The 18,641-nt window shown below is 59.6% G+C and carries 16 protein-coding genes; 10 read left to right on the top strand and 6 right to left on the bottom strand.

The features are described 5' to 3' along the window. Nucleotides 1-87 precede the first annotated feature (87 nt). The 7 genes from ACP7BO_RS22160 to ACP7BO_RS22130 all read left to right on the top strand — a co-directional run bounded on the left by ACP7BO_RS22160 (nucleotide 88) and on the right by ACP7BO_RS22130 (nucleotide 9,205). The gene (locus ACP7BO_RS22160; RefSeq protein ID WP_426212782.1) at nucleotides 88-1,068 is read left to right on the top strand and encodes a WD40/YVTN/BNR-like repeat-containing protein; all 981 of its coding nucleotides are present in this window, start codon (nucleotides 88-90) and stop codon (nucleotides 1,066-1,068) included. Beyond that, nucleotides 1,065-3,506, top strand: coding sequence for an efflux RND transporter permease subunit (locus ACP7BO_RS22155; protein ID WP_426212781.1), 2,442 nt, complete (start codon nucleotides 1,065-1,067; stop codon nucleotides 3,504-3,506). The genes ACP7BO_RS22160 and ACP7BO_RS22155 overlap by 4 nt, the downstream gene beginning before the upstream one ends. Before the next feature lie 166 nt (nucleotides 3,507-3,672). Then, nucleotides 3,673-4,917, top strand: a complete 1,245-nt coding sequence (locus ACP7BO_RS22150) for a helix-turn-helix transcriptional regulator (protein WP_397456444.1) — start codon at nucleotides 3,673-3,675, stop codon at nucleotides 4,915-4,917. 52 nt (nucleotides 4,918-4,969) lie between these two features. Beyond that, entirely contained in the window at nucleotides 4,970-5,737 is a 768-nt protein-coding gene (locus ACP7BO_RS22145; protein ID WP_426212780.1) for an SDR family oxidoreductase, read from the top strand. A 16-nt stretch (nucleotides 5,738-5,753) separates the two neighbouring features. Further along, a complete protein-coding gene (locus ACP7BO_RS22140) occupies nucleotides 5,754-6,587 on the top strand; it encodes an SDR family NAD(P)-dependent oxidoreductase (RefSeq protein WP_426212779.1) in 834 nt (277 codons plus the stop codon). A gap of 214 nt (nucleotides 6,588-6,801) precedes the next feature. Further along, nucleotides 6,802-7,839, top strand: coding sequence for a Rieske 2Fe-2S domain-containing protein (locus ACP7BO_RS22135; protein WP_397456448.1), 1,038 nt, complete (start codon nucleotides 6,802-6,804; stop codon nucleotides 7,837-7,839). A gap of 337 nt (nucleotides 7,840-8,176) precedes the next feature. After that, nucleotides 8,177-9,205, top strand: a complete 1,029-nt coding sequence (locus tag ACP7BO_RS22130; protein ID WP_426212778.1) for an AraC family transcriptional regulator — start codon at nucleotides 8,177-8,179, stop codon at nucleotides 9,203-9,205. Nucleotides 9,206-9,810: 605 nt separating this feature from the next. Here the strand turns inward: ACP7BO_RS22130 and ACP7BO_RS22125 are convergent. The 6 genes from ACP7BO_RS22125 to ACP7BO_RS22100 form a co-directional block, all read right to left on the bottom strand. Beyond that, complete coding sequence (locus ACP7BO_RS22125; RefSeq protein WP_060691677.1) at nucleotides 9,811-11,334, bottom strand: SulP family inorganic anion transporter; 1,524 nt, start codon at nucleotides 11,332-11,334, stop codon at nucleotides 9,811-9,813. A gap of 70 nt (nucleotides 11,335-11,404) precedes the next feature. Next, a complete protein-coding gene (locus ACP7BO_RS22120) occupies nucleotides 11,405-12,133 on the bottom strand; it encodes a carbonic anhydrase (protein ID WP_060691678.1) in 729 nt (242 codons plus the stop codon). Between the two features lie 230 nt (nucleotides 12,134-12,363). Continuing rightward, nucleotides 12,364-13,419: a permease gene (locus ACP7BO_RS22115; RefSeq protein WP_426212777.1), complete on the bottom strand. Its 1,056-nt coding sequence runs from the start codon at nucleotides 13,417-13,419 to the stop codon at nucleotides 12,364-12,366. Nucleotides 13,420-13,507: 88 nt separating this feature from the next. Next, nucleotides 13,508-14,284, bottom strand: coding sequence for an IclR family transcriptional regulator (locus ACP7BO_RS22110; RefSeq protein WP_426212776.1), 777 nt, complete (start codon nucleotides 14,282-14,284; stop codon nucleotides 13,508-13,510). 448 nt (nucleotides 14,285-14,732) lie between these two features. Then, nucleotides 14,733-14,954 carry a YgdI/YgdR family lipoprotein gene (locus tag ACP7BO_RS22105; RefSeq protein ID WP_060691681.1) on the bottom strand — a complete coding sequence of 74 codons (222 nt, stop codon included), beginning with the start codon at nucleotides 14,952-14,954 and terminating at the stop codon, nucleotides 14,733-14,735. A 294-nt stretch (nucleotides 14,955-15,248) separates the two neighbouring features. Further along, nucleotides 15,249-15,923: a histidine phosphatase family protein gene (locus ACP7BO_RS22100; RefSeq protein ID WP_426212775.1), complete on the bottom strand. Its 675-nt coding sequence runs from the start codon at nucleotides 15,921-15,923 to the stop codon at nucleotides 15,249-15,251. 205 nt (nucleotides 15,924-16,128) lie between these two features. Here ACP7BO_RS22100 and ACP7BO_RS22095 point away from each other — a divergent pair, with 205 nt between their 5' ends. The 3 genes from ACP7BO_RS22095 to ACP7BO_RS22085 all read left to right on the top strand — a co-directional run bounded on the left by ACP7BO_RS22095 (nucleotide 16,129) and on the right by ACP7BO_RS22085 (nucleotide 18,630). Then, a complete protein-coding gene (locus ACP7BO_RS22095; RefSeq protein WP_060691683.1) occupies nucleotides 16,129-16,833 on the top strand; it encodes a YoaK family protein in 705 nt (234 codons plus the stop codon). Between the two features lie 86 nt (nucleotides 16,834-16,919). Then, on the top strand, nucleotides 16,920-17,669 hold the full coding sequence (locus ACP7BO_RS22090) for an electron transfer flavoprotein subunit beta/FixA family protein (protein ID WP_397456454.1): 750 nt from the start codon (nucleotides 16,920-16,922) through the stop codon (nucleotides 17,667-17,669). Nucleotides 17,670-17,685: 16 nt separating this feature from the next. Further along, on the top strand, nucleotides 17,686-18,630 hold the full coding sequence (locus ACP7BO_RS22085) for an electron transfer flavoprotein subunit alpha/FixB family protein (protein WP_426212774.1): 945 nt from the start codon (nucleotides 17,686-17,688) through the stop codon (nucleotides 18,628-18,630). Nucleotides 18,631-18,641: the final 11 nt, after the last annotated feature.

Below are 18,641 nucleotides of genomic sequence, written 5' to 3'. Positions count from 1 at the left end.
AGGTAGCCAGAGCATCCACGATAATAAAAAGAGGACTGGCTGCATGAACTCTGTCCAGCAACTGAATCGTGCAGCGAGGCTTCGACCATGCGTGCAATGATCGGCTATCTGGTTTGCCTGATTGTCGCGGCAACCGTCGTTTTTACCTTCACTCCCCATCCCGCTGCTTCTCTGGACTCTGCGCAGTTGCGCCCGGACCGCCTGCAAATCAATGGCATGCTGTATCTGGATCAGCGCGTGGTTGCGGTGGGTGAGCGCGGCAATATTTTGCTCAGCGACGATCAGGGGCAGACCTGGCAGTCCGCGGTGGTCAAACCACAACGTGACTTGACCCTCACCGCACTGGTGGCGCTGGCCGACAAGAGCCTGTTGGCGGTCGGTCACGATGGCTGGATTCTGCGCTCCGAAGACCAAGGCGCGAACTGGACTGAAGTGCGCCACGACGATGAAGTCGCCGAGCCTTTGCTGGGTATCTGGAACGCCGGTGGCAAGCGGGTGCTGGCATTCGGCAGTTTTGGCAAGTTTTACCAGTCCGATGATGACGGTCGCTCCTGGCAGGCGCAGCCGCTGGAAGTCGACAGTGCCCACCTCAACGGCATGGATGGCGGCGCGGATGGCCGGCGCATGCTGGTGGGCGAGCAGGGGCTGGTGATGCGCAGCGAAGATGGCGGGCGCAACTGGCAGAAGTTGCCCGGGTTCTATAACGGTTCGCTGTTTGGCGTGGTGCGTTTGAGCCCTGATCGTTGGGTGACCTACGGCATGCGCGGCCATGTATTTGTCAGCCAGAATTTTGGTCAGAGCTGGGAGCCTGTTGAAGTGGGCAATCAGTTACCGCTCTACGGTCATGCCCTGTTGCCCAACGGCGGCGGGCTGTTGATCGTTGGGGCGGGCAGCTCATTGGTGCGTCTGGATGCCAAGGGTCATTTGGTCAGCGCCACGCGCTTGCCAGGGCTGGGAACCTTGACCTCAGCGGTACTGGTGGGTGGCGAGCGGTTGCTGGTGGGCGGTGAACGTGGGGTGTTCCAGGGCTCGGATGGCAGCGTTGCTGCGTTGGCAGGTGCCAAATGAGCAGCGCTAAATCTGCAGTTAACCGTGTGGTTGAACGTATCGCCGATCTGTTGATCGCCTGGCGCAAAGGGCTGCTGGCGCTGTTTGTGCTGCTGACCCTGGCGCTGGGTTACAGCGCCACCCACACCCAGCTCGACCCGGGCTTTAACAAGCAAATCCCGGTGCGCAACGAGTTCATGGTCAACTTCCTCAATTTCAGTCAGTACTTCACCGGGGCCAACCGCTTTCTGGTCAGCGTGAAGTGGAAAGGCGAGGGCGATATTTATAATCGCGAGTACCTCGATACCCTGAACAAAGTCACCGGCGATGTGTTCTTCATCAACGGTGTCAGTCGCGCCAGTGTCACCTCCTTGTTTACGGCCAATGTGCGCTATATCGAAATTACCGAAGAAGGTTTTTTCGGCGATGTGGTGGTGCCGCCGCGCTTTACCGGATCGACCGAAGACCTGGCGCAGGTACGCAGCAATATTGCCCGCTCGGGTCAGATCGGGCGGCTGGTGTCCAATGACCTGAAGTCGTCGATGGTGCGTGCCGACTTGCAGGATCTGGACCCGCAAACCGGCAAGCCGGTGTCCTATGCCGAGGTCGCCAAGCGCCTGGAGGACATTCGTGCCAAGTACAGCAACGATGATATCGAGATCAATATCGTCGGCTTTGCCAAGCTGGTGGGCGATGTCATTGAAGGTTTGACCACGGTGATCAGTTTCTTCGTGATTGCCTTTGTGATCACCGGGTTGATGCTGTGGCTGTATTCACGCTCCTGGCGCCTGACGCTGGTGGCGTTGGCCGTGGCTTTGTTGCCGGTGGTCTGGCTGCTGGGCCTGCTGCCTTTGCTGGGGCTGGGGATCGACCCGATGTCGATTCTGGTGCCGTTCCTGATTTTCTCCATTGGCGTGTCCCACGCAGTGCAGATGACCAATGCCTGGAAGCAGGACGTGCTGGCCGGCAGCTCCTCGGTACAGGCCGCCCATAGTGCCTTTTGCAAGATCTTCATTCCGGGTTCGCTGGCGTTGCTGATGAACGCACTGGGCTTTGGCGTGATCATGCTGATCGACATTCCCATCGTTCATGAGCTGGGGGTGACCGCGTGTATCGGCGTGATGCTGATGATCATCACCAACAAGCTGATGCTGCCGATCATCCTCTCCTACCTCAAGCTCGAACCCAGTGCTTTGGCCCGGGGCCTTAAGGCCGTCGGGGGCAGACATGCACTGTGGTGGCGGCTGTCGGCGCTGGCCGAGCCCAAACCGGCGCTGAGTGTATTTGTGATCAGCCTGTTGCTGCTGGGCGTGGGCGCCTACAAGGCGCGGGATTTGGCTGTGGGCGATATCGGCGTCGGGGCACCGGAGTTGCGCGCCGATTCTCGCTACAACCAGGACAATCAGAAAATCATCAACAGCTATTCCATTGGCCTGGATGTGATGTCGGTTTTTGTCCAGGTCAAAGGCATTGAAGAAGGCTGTCTGGCGCCGCAGGTCATGCGGGCGGTTGAGTCGTTCGACTTCCAGATGCGCAGCGTGCCCGGGGTGCAGTCGGTGCAAAGTGTGGCCGGCATGGGTAAAAACGTGATTGCCGGCAACAACGAAGGCAATCCGCGCTGGTCGGCGATTCCGGGTTCCGAACGCGGTTTGAGCCAGGGCGCCCGGGCTTACATGCCGGACGACGGGCTGGTGACCGAAGGCTGCCAGCGGATGCAGATTCTGGTGTTCCTGACCGACCATGAGGGGGCGACTGTCAGCCATGTGGTCAAGGAAACCCAACGCATCATTGCCGGTCTGCAAAGCCCTGAAGTGCAGTTCCTGATGGCCGGCGGCAACGTGGGAGTGATGGCGGCATCCAACGAGGCGGTCAAGCAGGCCGAGGTGGTGATGCTCGCCGCCCTGTTCGGTTCGGTGGCACTGTTTTGCTGGCTGACTTTCGGCTCGTTTCGGGCGGTGCTGTGCATTCTGGTGCCATTGGCGATTGTGGCCATTCTGTGCAACGCCTTGATGGCGACCCTGGGCATCGGCCTGAAAGTCGCCACCTTGCCAGTCATGGCGCTGGGGGTCGGGGTCGGGGTCGACTACGGGATTTATCTGTATGAGCGCATCGCCCATGAGATGGCTGACGGCAAAGACCTGCGTAACGCGTTTTACCAGGCCATGTGCCAGCGCGGTACGGCAGCGGTGTTTACCGCGCTGACCATGTCCATCGGTGTGTGCACCTGGGCGTTTGCTCCGCTCAAGTTCCAGGCCGACATGGGGGTGCTACTGTCTTTCATGTTCCTGGTCAACGTGCTGGGGGCGATCTTCCTGCTGCCGGCCCTGGCCGCCTGGTTCAACCTGGGACGCCCGCTGGTCAGGGTCAGGGCTGCATCTGACAACCCGGGCCACGGCACGCACGCCGGGCATTACCCGCTCAAACAGAGCGTAGCTGCGAAGGACCTCTCAAACCGTTGAAACAGACCGCTGAACGGGCTTGTATGGCGGTCAACATAAAGAAATACTGGGCCGCCTTTGTGCAGGGTTGACGGATCATCCCGATTCCGCACAAAGGCAAACCGCAGGCGATAAAAACAATAATGAGGGCAGGTCTTTGAATCTGGCCCGATGCGAGGAAATGTCCGTGGATACAGTGACCCTGAATCACCAAACTTTGGCCAGTCTGGGACTGGACCTGGCCGATTACGATCAAATGGTTGGCAAGTTTTATGATGGCGCGCTGGACCCCAAAGTCATGGGTCGCACCCTGTGCTCGGTGCGTGAAATGTTTGCCGCCAACTACGCCACGCTGATCCTGCGGGTACCGGACCAGCCGGATCTGGGCCTGATGATTGTGGCCGGGGACATCGAAGGCGAAGGTGAGCTGACCTACCAGACTTACCCGCAGACCAACACGCCGTTTGCCGGCCAGGCGCTGGATCAGGTGTTTACCGTAGAAGACCTGATGAGTGAGTCGGACTGGACCCACTCAGCCTATTTCAAAGCCTATTGCGGCCCGCAAAACGTTTATCACGTGATGGGCGCCGACATCTCCACCCCTGACGGCGGCAAGCTGCGCTTCCGTATCACCCGGCCCAAGACCTCGCCCAAATTTTCCAGTGCCGAACGCGCCCTGTGCAGCATGTTCTTGCCGCATCTGCGCCGCGCCCTGCACCTGCACAACTTGCTGGACCGTAGTGAGTCGATGAGTGAGCTTTACGCTCAGGCCATCAGCCGCCTGTCGGTGGCGACCATTGTGCTCGACGAAACCGGCAAGGTGCTGCGCCTGAACCCGGTTGCCGAAGAAATCCTCAAAAGCGCCGATGGCCTGAAACTGGTGGGCGGCCGGCTGGAAGCCACCTATCCCAGCGATAACCGCGAATTGCAGCGTCTGGTCAAACACGCCTTCAGCGCCGAGGTACGCGAAGGCGGGCTGACGGCCGATGCCATGTCCGTGACCCGACCTTCGGGGCAGGTCAGCCTGGGCCTGGTGGTCGAGGCGATTCCTTCGCTGGAGTGGGCCGAGGGCAAGAGCAAGCCGGCAGCGGTGATCTACATCCGCGACTCGGTGGGCAAGTCGCTGGCCAGTGAAGTGGTGACCAAGCAATTGTTCAATCTGACCAAGGCCGAAACCGCGCTGGCCATGGAACTGGCGAACGGTTTGTCCCTGGAAGAGGCGGCCGAAAACCTGAACATCCGGCGCAATACGGCACGGGCCCATTTACGTTCGATCTTTTCCAAAACCGGTGTGCGCCGTCAGACCGAGCTGGTAAGGATTCTGCTGAACAGCGTGGTCGCGCTGGGAAAGCCCAAGTGCGCCTTGCGGGGGGCTGAGTCGGTGATCGTACCGGCGCCGCAGTTGGCGCGGCCAGTGCGCAAGAGCGCTTAAGCACCCACGTCAGTCAGGCTCGCGGTGAGCCTGCATCATCAAGGAAAGTCTTATGCCAGTTACAGCTGTCAGCGGTTCCGCTTCTGGAATCGGCGCCGCCGTGTGCGCGGTATTGCGGGCTGCGGGGCACCGCATCATCGGGATCGACCGGGCCGGTGCCGAGGTGGTCGCCGACCTCTCAACCGGTGACGGGCGCCGGGCGGCAGTGGCCCAGGTGCTTGAACAGTGCGACGGGGTGCTCGACGGCCTGGTGTGTTGCGCAGGGTTGGGCGTCACTGCGTCTTCAAGCAGTCTGGTGCTGGCGGTGAATTATTTTGGCGTCAATGAGTTGCTTGACGGTCTGGCCGATGCGCTGGCCAAGGGTGAAAACCCGGCGGCGCTGGTGATCGGATCAGTGGCGGCCACCCAGCCCGGTGCGGACCAGCAGCCAATGGTTGCAGCGTTGCTCGCCGGTGACGAAGCGCAGGCCCTGCAATTGGCCGATGCCCTCGGCCAGCCGCATATCGCTTATGCCAGCTCCAAGTACGCGGTGACCTGTGAGGCCCGTCGTAAATCGGTGCAATGGGCCAGGCAAGGGGTCCGTTTGAATGTGGTGGCGCCAGGAGCGGTGGAAACCCCGCTGCATCAGGCGGCCAAGGATGATGCACGGTTTGGCAAGGCGGTCAGCGAATTTGTCGCGCCACTGGGGCGCGCCGGGCATCCCGAAGAGATCGCCCGGGTGGTGGCGTTCCTGCAGTCCGCCCAGGCCAGCTTTGTCACCGGCAGCGTCATCTTCGTTGATGGCGGGATGGACGCGATGGTGCGCGCGCAACGTTTCTAATTCTTGAGGAACCGCTATGAGTAAAGTGGCATTTATTACCGGCGCCAGTCGTGGCATCGGTCGTGAAACCGCCCTGGCATTTGCCCGTGCAGGTTTTGATCTGGCCATCAGCGCGCGCAGCCTGGATGAAGGCGAAAGCCACAGGCACGGCTTGCGCAACCCCGATGGCACGGCGCTGCCGGGCAGTTTGAACGGTACCGCGGCCGCGATCCGCGAACTGGGACGCAAGGCCCGGGTGGTGCCTATGGACCTGCTCGACAGTGAGTCAGTGCTGGCGGCCAGTGAGGCGGTGTTTGCCGAATATGGCCGGGTGGATGTTCTGGTCAACAATGCGATTTACCAGGGCAGTGACCTCAACTTGCCCTTTATGGAGTTGCAGCCCGAGACCTTGCAACGGGTATTCCAGGGCTATGTGCTGACTCCGTTTTTGCTGACCCGGGCCGTGGTCGCACGCATGCTGGAGCAGGGTGGCGGGGTGGTGATCAACGTGACCTCGGGGGCCGGTGAAACCGACCCGCCGGTGGCTGCGGGCAAGGGCGGCTGGGGCTATGCCTATGGTGCCGGCAAGGCCGCGGTATCGAGGCTGTCGGGCATCCTGTCGATAGAGCTGGGCGAGCAGGGGATTCGTGCCTACACCCTCAACCCCGGTGTGGTGACGACTGAGGCACTGCTCGCGACTATTGGCGATAAAGGCGTGATTGCCTTGCGCGCCGGTTCTGCGCCGCCTGAGGTTCCGGCGGCGGTCATGCTGTGGCTGGCGACCAACGAAGCGGCGCGCGATTACCAGCGTCAAACCATTCACTGCCAGCCGTTTGCCCGTGAGCACGGGATAGTTGCCGACTGGCGCTGACAGGCCACGGGGGCGGCATCGCTGGCAAGCCAGGCTCCTGCAGGGGCGCGCGCTGTTTCTGGCTTGCCGTGTTGCCTGCATCGCCGCCAGGCCGGGCCCCCACAGGATTTGTGCAAGTCCTGTCTCTAGTCCATCTGAACGATGAGCCCGTCTTGCGCCTCGGTGAAGATCAGTAAGGCACGCGCCCTGGTCCCTAACCTGAGGAATAATAAAAATGACTAAACTCGCTGAAATCCACGTCGAGAATGCGTTAGCTCCGCGCTTTGGCCGGGGATGGCATTGCCTGGGCGAGGCGGATGAATACCGTGACGGCAAGTTGCATACCCTGAATATTTTCGGTTCCCGCTTGCTGGCATTCGCCACTTCGACGGGCCAGATCAGTGTGCTCGACGCCCATTGCCCGCACATGGGTGCCGACCTGTCCCAGGGCACTATCGAGAACGACCGTGTGGTTTGTCCTTTTCACCATTGGCAGTACGAAGCCAGCGGTAAATGTGTCGAGATCCCGTACTGCAAGCGTATTCCGCCCAAAGCGAAAACCCGCGCCTGGCTGACCTGTGAAGTCAACAGCCTGCTGTTTGTCTGGAACAACCCGGAAGGCAAGCCGCCCGCTGCTGATGTGGTGATTCCGCACCTGCCGGAAATGGACAGTGATGAGTGGCTGCACAGCTGGCATCTGGACAAGATGATCATCAACACCAACCCCCGCGAGCTGGTCGACAACTTGGTGGATGCGCAGCATTTCGGCCCGGTGCACGGCACGCCGACCAAGTATTTCCACAACGTGTTTGAAGGGCATATTGCCGAGCAGATTTTCCATGGCGACTCCGAGCGCCTGGGCGGGGATCTGGTCGCGGAGTCGGCCTATTACGGCCCGGCCACTCACCTGACCCGCATGCGCGCTATGTTCGACGGTCAGGAAATCAAGTCCATTCTGCTCAACTGTCACGTGCCGATTGGCCCCAACAGTTTTGAACTGCGTTTTGGCTGCATGGTGAAAAAAGTCCCGGGCTGGAGCGATGAGCAAAACGAAGCGCTGGCGCTGGATTACGTGCAGCGTAACCGTGATTCGTTCTATCAGGATGTTGATATCTGGACCCACAAAGTTCGCGTCAATAACCCGGTCCTGGCAGAGGGCGATGGCCCTGTGTATCAACTGCGCGAGTGGTATCAGCAGTTCTTCACTGACGAAGCCAGCGTGCCGGCGAGCGTTGCCGAACGCCATGAAATCACGACCGTTGATCAACGCTGATTGATCAGCTGAACCACGGGCGCGGCCGATGATGTTGAGTCAGCGCAAACCCTGATCTTTATGCCGGCGGCGAGTCTGGCATCGACCATGGGCGGTTTGCCCTTCAAAACGCTGCCTGTTTTGCAGGGTTCGCTGGCGGACAGCGTTGGCTTTGCGCCAGTGGATTGAGCTGGGCTGGCGGCACGGGTGTTGTTTGTGCTGCCCGCTCGAGTCAATGCACGCATGACCCCTGACGTCGTTCGATCATGCTGATCCCGGCTAAGGTACTACTGGCTTTTTGATCTGTGCTGCTTAAGATGTCCGACATCTAAAAGTCATCGGGCTTGGATCAGGGTCAATGCTCAACAAAGACACCATCTCTATTCATCTGGTGCGTGAGGCGCTGCTGCAGAGCTGTGCGCCGGGTAGCGCCACGGATGAAGTACTGCATAAGGTCGGGATCGACCCGCAGTTGCTCAGCCAGGCGGATGCCCGTGTTCCTGCCGTCGTTTATGCGCGGATGTGGCGGCTATTGGCGCGCCGCCAGGATGATGAGTTCTTTGGCATGGACCCGCGCAAGCTGAGGTTTGGCAGCCTGGCGTTCATGTGCCGTTCGGCCATGGTCCAGCCCACCCTGGCCCAGGGGCTGGAGCTGGTGCTGGGGTTCTTGTCGTTGATGCTCGAACGGGTACCGGCCCGGCTGGTCCGTCAGCAGAGCCTGGCGCAAATAGTGCTGCATGAACCGGATGCCGGGTCGGGCCGTGCTTTTACCTACTTCACCTACTGGATGATCGTGCACGGCATTGCCTGCTGGCTGGCCGGGCGGCGGATTCCGATCATGGCCATCGAGCTGCGCTGTGGGGCGCCGGATTATTGCGAAGACTACGAAGTGATGTTTTCCGCCAATCTGCGTTTTGACCGCCCGCGTACACGGATGATCTTTGCTGCTGATTGCCTGGCAGCGCCCATCAAGCGCAGCCCCCAGGAGTTGCAGCGTTTTCTGGCCCAGGCGCCGGCCAATATTCTGGTCAAGTACCGTGACCCGCAAAGTCTGGGCAGCCAGATCAAACAGGATCTGCGCCAATTGCCTGCCCATCAATGGCCGGAAACCGGGGGCATGGCCCAGCGCTTGTGCATGTCGGCGTCGACCTTGCGTCGGCGTCTGGCGGAGGAAGGTCAGACCTGGCAAGGGCTCAAGGACAGTGTGCGCAAGGAGTTGGCTATCGGCTGGCTGGCGGAGCCGCAACTGAGCTTCGCCGACATTGCCCTGCGGCTGGGTTTTGCCGAGACCAGCTCGTTTTACAAGGCATTCCGCAAATGGTCCGGGACCAACCCCGGGCATTACCGGAGTTTGATTTTGCAGGGGGCGGAGGCTCAGACGGCGTAATGCCGGATAGCCCGGTTTGCAGGGTTTGCGATCGCTGCGCAATCGATCGCAGCCTCGCGGTGCTCGTCAGCTGCTACAAAAGTTTGCGTTTCACTCTGTAGCAGCTGCCGAAGGCTGCGTAACGCCCCGGTTTGCAGGGTTTGCGATCGCTTCGCAATCGATCGCAGCCTCGCGTTGCTCGTCAGCTGCTACGAAGTTTGCGTTTCACTCTGTAGCAGCTGCCGAAGGCTGCGTCCGGCGACGAAGTCGTCGTAATGCAGGACAACCCGGTTCGCAGGGTTTGCGATCGCTGCGCAATCGATCGCAGCCTCGCGTTGCTCGGCAGCTGCTACGAAGTCTGCGTTTCACTCTGTCGCAATGCCGAACGACCCGGTTTGCAGGTTTTGCGATCGCTGCGCAATCGATCGCAGCCTCGCGTTGCTCGGCAGCTGCTACAAAAGTTTGCGTTTCAATCTGTAGCAGCTGCCGAAGGCTGCGTCCGGCGACGCAGTCGTCGTAATGCCGGACAACCCGGTTTGCAGGGTTTGCGATCGCTACGCAATCGATCGCAGCCTCGCGGTGCTCGGCAGCGACTACAAAGTCTGCGTCCGGCGACGCAGTCGTCGTTAAGCCGAGCCTAACCCTGTAGTCGTGCGTATCCTGCCTTCCAGGCGTCGTTTCAGACCCCGCGGTTCGATCATCAGTCTGGAGCCCTTGGCCGCATTGGCCCGGCCCCATTCTTCAAACAGTTCCAGGCATGAGTGGTCGATATAGCTCAGGTTGTTGAGCGGTACATGCACGGTGCTACCCGCAGGTACCCGCGACAGGATCTGGGTCAGGGCCGGGACTTTGAGGAAGGTTGCCGCGCCAATCAGGCGCAATTCCATTTCGTCTGCTCCGGGCAGGTCAATCAGGCTGATCTTTAACCTCGATGCCTTCCACGCCAGTTTCGCCAGGGTCAAACCAAAACCCACCAGTACTCCGGTCAGCAAGTCGGTAAAAATGATCGCCAGCGCAGTGGCGCCATAGGTAAACATCGGCATCCGTCCATAGCGCCCAAGGCCGCGAAACGCCTTGAGATCCACCAGTTTAATCCCAGTATAGACCAGTACGCCGGCCAGGCTCGCGACCGGAATGCTCTGCAGCACACTGGACAACAGCAGCACAAATGCCAGCAGCCAGACACCATGGAATATCGCCGAAAGCCGCGTGGTGGCGCCGGCCTGTACATTGGCCGAACTGCGTACGATGACGCCGGTCATCGGCAGGGCACCGACCAGGCCGCACAGCATGTTGCCAACACCCTGTGCCGACAGTTCCTTGTCAAAATCCGAGCGCTGGCCGTTGTGCATGCGGTCAACCGCTGCCGCCGACAGCAGGGTTTCAGCGCTGGCGATAAATGCGACGGCAAATGCCGCAATCAGCAGGTTGGGATCGGCCAGGTTCAACAGGTCGGCAGGGCGCAACCAGTCGATGGCATCTGCCAGATTTTCGGGGACTTGCACACGTTTGACCTGCAAGGCCAGCAGCAGGCTGGCACCTGTGGTCAGACCCACGCCCAGCAAGGCGCCGGGTATAAAGCGCAATTTGTGCGGGCGTAATTTGTCCCAGGACCACATCACCAGCATTGTGGCCAGGCCCAACAGGCCCGCTTGCCAGCCAAGACCGGGGATTGCCTTGGCTACGGCGGCGGGGAAGCCTGTGAGGTTGTCCAGCCCCGAAGGTTGGGGGGCGCCGTCCAGCATTACATGCACTTGGGACAGTACGATCAGCACCCCGATCCCGGCGAGCATGCCGTAGACCACTGCCGGGGCCGTAACGCGAAACCAGCACCCCAGGCGCAGGCGACCGGCCAGCAGCTGTAAAAAACCCGCCAATAGCAGGATCGGGCCCAGCATGGCTATGCCGTGCTGGCGTACCAGTTCGAAGACCAGAACGGCCAGCCCGGCAGCCGGGCCACTGACTTGCAGCGGTGAACCGGCCATCCAGCCTACGACCAGACCGCCGATGATGCCGGTGATCAAGCCTTTGGCCGGCGGCATTCCGGAGGCAATGGCGATACCCATGCACAAGGGCAGGGCGACCAGGAACACAACCACCGAGGCCAGCAGCTCCCGTGGCAATACAGCTTTTAATTGCGCAGCACGCATGATGATTCTCCCTGAGTTTTATTGAGGCGCATCCAGGCCTGGCTGCACCGGGTTATCCGGTGACAAGCTTTCAGAAGCGCGCTCTGGGAGTCGCGCAGGGGATTGACTGCAGGTTATCCAGCGGCAGGAAGCATCCGCGTTCTGCGTCGTAGGCTTTGATTTGGCTGGTTTCGATGTTGTAGACCCAGCCATGGATAAACAATTGTCCGTTGGCCATGCGCGAGGCTACGGACGGGTGAGTGCGCAGGTGCTGCAACTGGGCAATCACGTTTTCTTCGGTGAGGACGTGCATGCCTTCGGCTTCATTGGCGCAGGCACAGTTCTCCTGAACCATGGTTTTGGCCACTTCGGCATGGCGCAACCAGGCCTTGACCGTCGGCATTTTGTCCAGGCTGCGGGGGTTTAGAACCGCACGCATGGCGCCACAGTCGGAGTGTCCGCAAACGATGATGTGTTGCACGCCCAGCGCCAGGTTCGCGTATTCGATGGCTGTTGAAACGCCGCCATTCATCTCGCCGTAAGGGGGCACGACATTGCCGACGTTGCGGGTCACAAACAAATCCCCGGGGGCACTCTGGGTGATGAGTTCGGGGACGATACGGGAGTCGGCGCAGGCAATGAACATCGCCCTTGGGCGTTGGGCCGTGGCCAGTTTTTTGAACAGGTCTTTCTGTTGCGGAAAGACCTCACGATGGAAATGTAAAAAACCTTCAACGATTAGCTGCAATGCTGCGTCGGCATGTTCCGATTCGGGCGGGGTACATGCTGCAGCCAACGACTTTGTGAGTTTATGATCCATCATTCAACCTCTGTGGCGTAGCAGTTTATGCGAGCCATTTGTGACTCGCCGGTCACACTAGCGTGCGAAACTTAACTAAACCTTAATGGACCGCTCTAGCACAGGGGTTTGGTAATGTTAAAAGGCAACTACCGAGGCTGTTTTTTGTAGGAGCGAGCTTGCTCGCGAGCTTTTTAAAGAGCTCGCGAGCAAGCGCGCTCCTACAGGGTTGGGGTTGCAGGGGACGGGTGTTAGAGCAACCACATTCCCGCCAGGCCACTGATCACACCGACCAGCATGGTCATCAATGCCACGCTGACCAGGACCCGGGTGTCGAAGTCTTTGCGCAGCATTAACAACGACGGCAGGCTCACGCTCGGCAAGGTCATCAGCAGCGCGACTGCCGGGGCAGTGCCCATACCCAGGGCCAGCATGGTTTGCACAATCGGAATTTCAGCGGCTGTCGGGATGACAAACAGGGTGCCGACGATGGCCAGCGGTACCAGCCACATCAGGCTGTCGCCCATGGCGCCGTCTACATGGGGGAACAGCCACACACGTGCCGCCCCCAGCAACAGTACCGCCAGCAGATAGACCGGGATGGTGTTCCAGAACAGTTGCCACAGGGTGCGGCCCCAACGGCTGAAGAAGTTTTGCTGATCGACCGTGCTGGCTTCGGACACGGCGTCCAGTGCTGCGTCAGGGATGCTTTGCGGGCGAGAGATGCGTTGCGCTATCAGTGATACGCCGATCACCAGTACCAGCCCTGCCACCAGACGCAGCGCGGTGAAGCCCCAGCCCAGGACAAAGCCCATGAACACCAGAGTGGCCGGGTTGAGGACCGGGTTGGCGATCCAGAAGGCCAGCGCCGCACCCACCGAGACGTTTTGGCGACGCATGCCTGCCGCTACGGGGGCCGCGCAGCAGGTACACATCATGCCGGGCAGAGCGAACAGACCGCCGCGCAGGGTCGAACCCAGACCGGCCTTGCCAAACAGGCGCAGCAACCAGTCGCGGGGGATCAGTACTTGAATCAGTGAGCCGAGAATGACCGCCAGGACCGCAGCTTTCCAGATCGCCAGGAAGTACACCTTGGCGTAGGCCAGTGCAGCAGCGAGGGGTTCACCCTGGTTGTCATTCAGGATCGACGCACCGATGCTGTGGTTGTCGGCAGCGACAAATGCCTTTAAGTAGTAGGGCGACCACTTGACGTAGTACAGACCGATCCCCGCGACAAGCAGAAACAGTAGAGGCTTCCACCAGAATGACCAGCCTCGGGTGGGCCTGGCTGAGGAAATACTGGACATAAAGAGTTACCGAACGCTGGGAAATAGCGCGGCATCATACCTGAGCGCACCGCCCGCAGGTTGGATGCTTGCTGAGCCCCCCGGACCGTTACAGGGTGCAGATCGAGCGGCTGATGGAGCGGGCGCACTGGACCACGGCCGGGGCAAGTTTCAGTTCCGCGTCGGCCATGGTCCAGCGGCTGGCGGGTACCACTGCATGCACCGCGGCAACGGGGAGGCCGTTGTTGTTGAGAATGGGCGCGGCAATGCTCAAGTCTCCGAGGACCATTTCTTCATGACTGGTTGCATAGCCCTGTGTACGACAGGCCTGGATGCGCTCAAAAATGGCCGCAACTTCGGTCAGGGTGTATTGCGTGAGTGCTGTGGGTGCGCTGTTTTGCAGCATGCTGTGAATCTCTTCGTCCGGCAGACCGCTCAGGTATGCGCGGCCGGCCCCGGTGCAGTACATGGGGATACGACTGCCAATGGGCATATGGATCGGGATGAAATGGGGGGCGACAAAGCGTGCGACACAAATCATGTCTGTGCCATCAGGCTCCGTCAGATTGATGGTCTCACCGGTGATTTGATTGAGTTCGGCCAGGTAGGGCGTTGCTACACCGACCAGGATGTCGGCAGCCAAATAGCCGTAGCCGATTTCCATGACTTTTGGGGTTAGCTGAAAGCGTCGGCTCTGTGCCTGCTTGCGCACGTAGCCGAGCGCTTCAAGGGTATGAATCATTCGTTGCGCAGAACTTTTGGCGATGCCTGCCGCCTGGGCAATTTCAGCCAGGTTCATGCTGCTTCGAGACGGCCCGAAGCTGCGTAATACAGCAAGGCCCTTTTCAAGTGACTGGTTGAAAAGAGGATTGTTGCTATCGCTCATGGCCCTTCCTTGGCATTAATAAGTGAATAAATATCGATATTCGATAGCCATGAAACTCTCTTCGATTTGATTAAATCGGCTATAGCACATAGTTGGTTTTTGCACCCCATGGCCTGATGGGTGGCTAAGTGATGTCACCATAAAGACAGATTAAAAGCGACCGGGAACACTCCTTTTGTTCAAAATTTTGCACGCGCGGGAGCCCGTTTTCACAACAGGTGATCATTGATTGGGGCAGGGGTTATCGAGTATTGCGCTGTCGGACGAGCAAGGCTGAACCCGTTCGCGCTACAGCATGAGCCAGAGCGGGATGGTTGACTGCGTCGGGTTGGCGCGCCATGGACATGTCGTCCATGGCGGTGAGGTCTATTGCGCGTTCATTTGGGCGGGGCGTTGAAGTGATGAGTGGTTCTAAAGTGCTTTAGCAGCAAAAACAGTACCGCTCGCTTCAGTCGGCTTTAACGGTTGCGACGTCATCGGCCTTGACCTTGATGTGCTTGCCGGCAATGTCCACGAATTCGTAAAAGCCGTCCTTGTTGGTGGTTTTTGGCAGGTCTTTGGTCAGGTATTGCGTGCCGTTTTGCAGGGTCACGACTGTAGGTGATGCACAGCCCGCCAGGCCCAGAAGAGCGGCCAGGACTAAAGGCAAACCGATAACGTTGATCTTCATGCAAATACCTTGGTTTTTTCGCAAATAAGTTGTTGATCGTGCCGGGTTGAATCAATGTCCAGCGCTGAAAGTGGTTGCATCATGTGACTGCATTTTGCGCCGAGAGTGCGTCCGGCGCAGTGATAAATTTTTTATCGGTGGCCACATCGTACCTGGCGTGGAGTGCGCATTTGCCGGGGTTGTAGCTACCGGGCGTTGCATCCTGGGGCGCATTAAACGCCAGCCGCCGCAGGAAAAGCCAGAGGCTGCGCTGCGCCAGCGGGCCCGGTCATGGCCTTGATCAGGGGCAGCCGATCAGCTCGGGCAGCCTTTTTCGCCGTTGTTCAGCCCTTGTTTGTCGATGCGGCTCAGGAGGGTGGCTTTGCCGTCTTTCCAGGTCAGTGTCAGTACATAGAGGGAGTCAAAGTCACTGCCGGACCAATCTTCAGTCAGCGTGGTCTTTTCCCCCAGGGCCTTGCTTGCGACGCTGTTGATCAACTCGGGCAGGTAGCCATGGGACCACGCGGTGTAAATGGTTGAGCTGTGATACTTGTCGTCGGTCAGCTCATTGGCCAAGGCGCGTGTGTCGTTGGCCGAGTACTCCAGATTGATCGGCAACCCCAGTTTGATGGCGCTGGGATTAATGGTCATCAGCGGCCGGACATAACTGTAGGCGTCATCGTCGGCGCCTTCTTCAACCTGGCGCGACGGGTCGGCAGCAAACACGTAGTCGGCCTTGCCGTAGCGCTGAGGCAGCAGGGTGGCCAGATCTATGGCGCGGTTCAGTCCCTGGCAGTTGAGTTGCCCGAGACCGTCGGCAGGTTTTTCGGCATGGCGCATGAAGACCAGTGTTTGCACACCGTCTATGGGCCGGGCAAAGACTTTGTCGGCGTGGACTGCCAGACTGATGGCACTGGCGATAAGCAGCGCAGAGATTGTGCCGAGCAGGTAAGGCTTGAGATGAGGTTTATTGCTGACAGCGTTGGTCATGGGGCTCTTCTGGTTAGATCCATTAAGGCTGACCTGCCTGGACGCAGCGAGTGGGGAGCTCGAGCGTTGATCCGTGTCGTGTGTAAACGTCCTGTGATTCTCCTCCTTGAGTCAAAGTGTCTATTAGACGCCTTTTTCGATATTGGTTCGGTTTTACATGGGCTATATGGGAATTTTCTTACAATTTAAGCCGAGGGCTCGATCAATGCTTCCTGTGCCACTTAGAAGGTCCGGCAACCCCCTTCACCTGCGTGTGCGTGTGTGGCGCGGCCGGGTGGGGCTGGGGCTGGTTGCCAGTTTGTCAGTGCTGGCGGGCATGACCGACGCCATCGGTTTTCTGGCTACCGGCGATTTTGTCTCGTTCATGAGCGGCAACACGACCCGAATGGCGGTCGCGATAGGCGAGGGTGATATGTCCATGGCGATACGCCTGGTCTTTGCCGTGCTGGCTTTTATTGCGGGCAACGCATTGGGGGTTTTACTGGGGCGTTTAAGCGGGCGGCGAGCGTTGCCTTTATTGCTGGTGATTGCAGGATTGTTGTGCACGGCGGCGCTGCTGCCGTTTGATACCCGGGTCCCGGCGTTGCTGGCGGCGATTCTGGCAATGGGCATGCTGAATGCGGCCGTGGAGCAGGTTAACGGTTTGCCGGTGGGGCTGACCTATGTGACCGGGGCGTTGTCGCGTTTTGGCCGCGGGCTGGGGCGCTGGATGCTGGGTGAGCGGCACAGTGGCTGGCGGGTGCAGCTGGTGCCCTGGACGGGAATGTTGCTGGGCGCGGTGATGGGGGCTCTGCTGGAGGCGCACTTCGGGCTCAAAGCCATGCTGTTCAGCGCGGGTTTTGCCACCGTTCTGGGCCTGCTGTCGTTGAAGATACCCCGGCGCTGGCAGCGCGACTACATGCCGCGCTAGGCACCATGGTCTAACCCGAATGGTCGATACGCGCGCTCATGCCTGCACGGTAAGCTGGCGTACCAATACCCATCGGGGGAGAAATAATGAAGGTGCTGGCCTGTATCAAACGAGTGGTCGATTACAACGTCAAGGTTCGCGTCAAGGCGGACAACTCCGGCGTTGACCTGGCCAACGTCAAGATGTCGATGAACCCCTTCTGCGAAATCGCTGTGGAAGAAGCCGTACGCCTGAAAGAAAAAGGTGTTGCGACTGAAATCGTCGTCGTCTCCATCGGCCCGACCACGGCTCAGGAACAGCTGCGTACCGCGCTGGCGCTGGGTGCCGATCGCGCCATCCTCGTCGAATCCGCCGAAGACCTGACCTCGCTGGCCGTGGCCAAGCTGCTCAAGGCCGTGGTCGACAAGGAACAGCCGCAACTGGTGATCCTGGGCAAACAGGCCATCGACAGCGACAACAACCAGACTGGCCAGATGCTGGCTGCGCTGACCGGTTACGGTCAGGGCACCTTCGCTTCGAAAGTTATCGTTGCGGGCGACAAGGTTGCCGTGACCCGTGAAGTCGACGGCGGCGCGCAAACTGTTTCGCTGAGCTTGCCGGCCATCATCACCACCGACCTGCGTTTGAACGAGCCGCGCTATGCGTCTCTGCCAAACATCATGAAGGCCAAGAAGAAGCCGCTTGAAGTGCTGACGCCAGACGCGTTGGGTGTTTCGACCGCTTCGACCAACAAGACCCTGAAAGTTGAAGCGCCGGCTGCACGCAGCGCCGGCATCAAGGTCAAGTCGGTGGCTGAACTGGTCGAGAAACTGAAAAACGAAGCGAAGGTGCTCTGAATTGGAGAGCTTAATCATGACTATCTTGGTAATCGCAGAACACGACGCTACCGGCATTGCTCCGGCGACATTAAATACGGTGGCTGCAGCCCTGAAAATAGCGGCCGATGTTCACGTTCTGGTTGCAGGCCAGGGCATTGGTGCTGTGGCTGAAGCGGCCGCGCAAATCGCCGGTGTGGCTAAAGTACTGGTTGCTGACAACGCGGCTTACGCCCACCAGCTGCCGGAAAACGTTGCTCCGCTGGTAGCCGCTCTTGTTCAAGGGGCGGGGGGCAAGGGCTATAGCCACATCCTGGCTGCCGCCACCTCCAACGGTAAAAACATCCTGCCGCGTGTTGCTGCGCAGCTGGACGTCGACCAGATCTCCGAGATCATCTCGGTTGAAAGCGCTGACACCTTCACGCGTCCGATCTATGCCGGTAACGCCATTGCTACCGTACAGTCCACTGCGCCAGTCAAAGTGATCACCGTCCGCGCCACCGGTTTCGACCCGGTTGCCGCACAAGGTGGTTCGGCAGTGGTTGAAGCGGTTGCAGCGGTTCACGATGCAGGCACTTCGTCGTTTGTTGGCGAAGAACTGGCCAAGTCGGACCGTCCCGAACTGACCGCTGCCAAAATCGTCGTTTCCGGCGGTCGTGGAATGCAGAACGGTGACAATTTCAAATACCTGTACGCCCTGGCCGACAAGTTGGGTGCAGGTGTCGGCGCCTCTCGTGCGGCGGTTGACGCAGGTTTTGTGGCGAACGACATGCAGGTCGGCCAGACCGGCAAAATTGTCGCGCCACAGCTGTACATCGCGGTGGGTATTTCCGGCGCGATCCAGCATCTGGCCGGCATGAAAGATTCCAAAGTGATCGTTGCGATCAACAAGGACGAAGAAGCACCGATCTTCCAGGTGGCTGATTACGGTCTGGTGGCGGACTTGTTCGAAGCGGTGCCCGAGCTGGAAGCCGCGGTCTAAACATCGACAAT

It is taken from the genome of Pseudomonas sp. TWR2-1-1 (assembly GCF_049897045.1).
In the GTDB taxonomy this organism is placed as follows: domain Bacteria; phylum Pseudomonadota; class Gammaproteobacteria; order Pseudomonadales; family Pseudomonadaceae; genus Aquipseudomonas; species Aquipseudomonas versuta.
The sequence above is the reverse complement of the archived record's forward strand: the minus strand, read 5'-3'. Positions and strand labels throughout refer to the sequence as shown.

What these genes read in the sequence shown, in the direction of transcription:
- ACP7BO_RS22160 (WP_426212782.1), top strand. Translation starts at nt 88, where the DNA reads ATGCGTGCAATGATCGGCTATCTGGTTTGCCTGATTGTCGCGGCAACC.
- ACP7BO_RS22155 (WP_426212781.1), top strand. Translation starts at nt 1,065, where the DNA reads ATGAGCAGCGCTAAATCTGCAGTTAACCGTGTGGTTGAACGTATCGCC.
- ACP7BO_RS22145 (WP_426212780.1), top strand. Translation starts at nt 4,970, where the DNA reads ATGCCAGTTACAGCTGTCAGCGGTTCCGCTTCTGGAATCGGCGCCGCC.
- ACP7BO_RS22140 (WP_426212779.1), top strand. Translation starts at nt 5,754, where the DNA reads ATGAGTAAAGTGGCATTTATTACCGGCGCCAGTCGTGGCATCGGTCGT.
- ACP7BO_RS22135 (WP_397456448.1), top strand. Translation starts at nt 6,802, where the DNA reads ATGACTAAACTCGCTGAAATCCACGTCGAGAATGCGTTAGCTCCGCGC.
- ACP7BO_RS22130 (WP_426212778.1), top strand. Translation starts at nt 8,177, where the DNA reads ATGCTCAACAAAGACACCATCTCTATTCATCTGGTGCGTGAGGCGCTG.
- ACP7BO_RS22125 (WP_060691677.1), bottom strand. Translation starts at nt 11,334, where the DNA reads ATGCGTGCTGCGCAATTAAAAGCTGTATTGCCACGGGAGCTGCTGGCC.
- ACP7BO_RS22120 (WP_060691678.1), bottom strand. Translation starts at nt 12,133, where the DNA reads ATGGATCATAAACTCACAAAGTCGTTGGCTGCAGCATGTACCCCGCCC.
- ACP7BO_RS22115 (WP_426212777.1), bottom strand. Translation starts at nt 13,419, where the DNA reads ATGTCCAGTATTTCCTCAGCCAGGCCCACCCGAGGCTGGTCATTCTGG.
- ACP7BO_RS22110 (WP_426212776.1), bottom strand. Translation starts at nt 14,284, where the DNA reads ATGAGCGATAGCAACAATCCTCTTTTCAACCAGTCACTTGAAAAGGGC.
- ACP7BO_RS22105 (WP_060691681.1), bottom strand. Translation starts at nt 14,954, where the DNA reads ATGAAGATCAACGTTATCGGTTTGCCTTTAGTCCTGGCCGCTCTTCTG.
- ACP7BO_RS22100 (WP_426212775.1), bottom strand. Translation starts at nt 15,923, where the DNA reads ATGACCAACGCTGTCAGCAATAAACCTCATCTCAAGCCTTACCTGCTC.
- ACP7BO_RS22095 (WP_060691683.1), top strand. Translation starts at nt 16,129, where the DNA reads ATGCTTCCTGTGCCACTTAGAAGGTCCGGCAACCCCCTTCACCTGCGT.
- ACP7BO_RS22090 (WP_397456454.1), top strand. Translation starts at nt 16,920, where the DNA reads ATGAAGGTGCTGGCCTGTATCAAACGAGTGGTCGATTACAACGTCAAG.
- ACP7BO_RS22085 (WP_426212774.1), top strand. Translation starts at nt 17,686, where the DNA reads ATGACTATCTTGGTAATCGCAGAACACGACGCTACCGGCATTGCTCCG.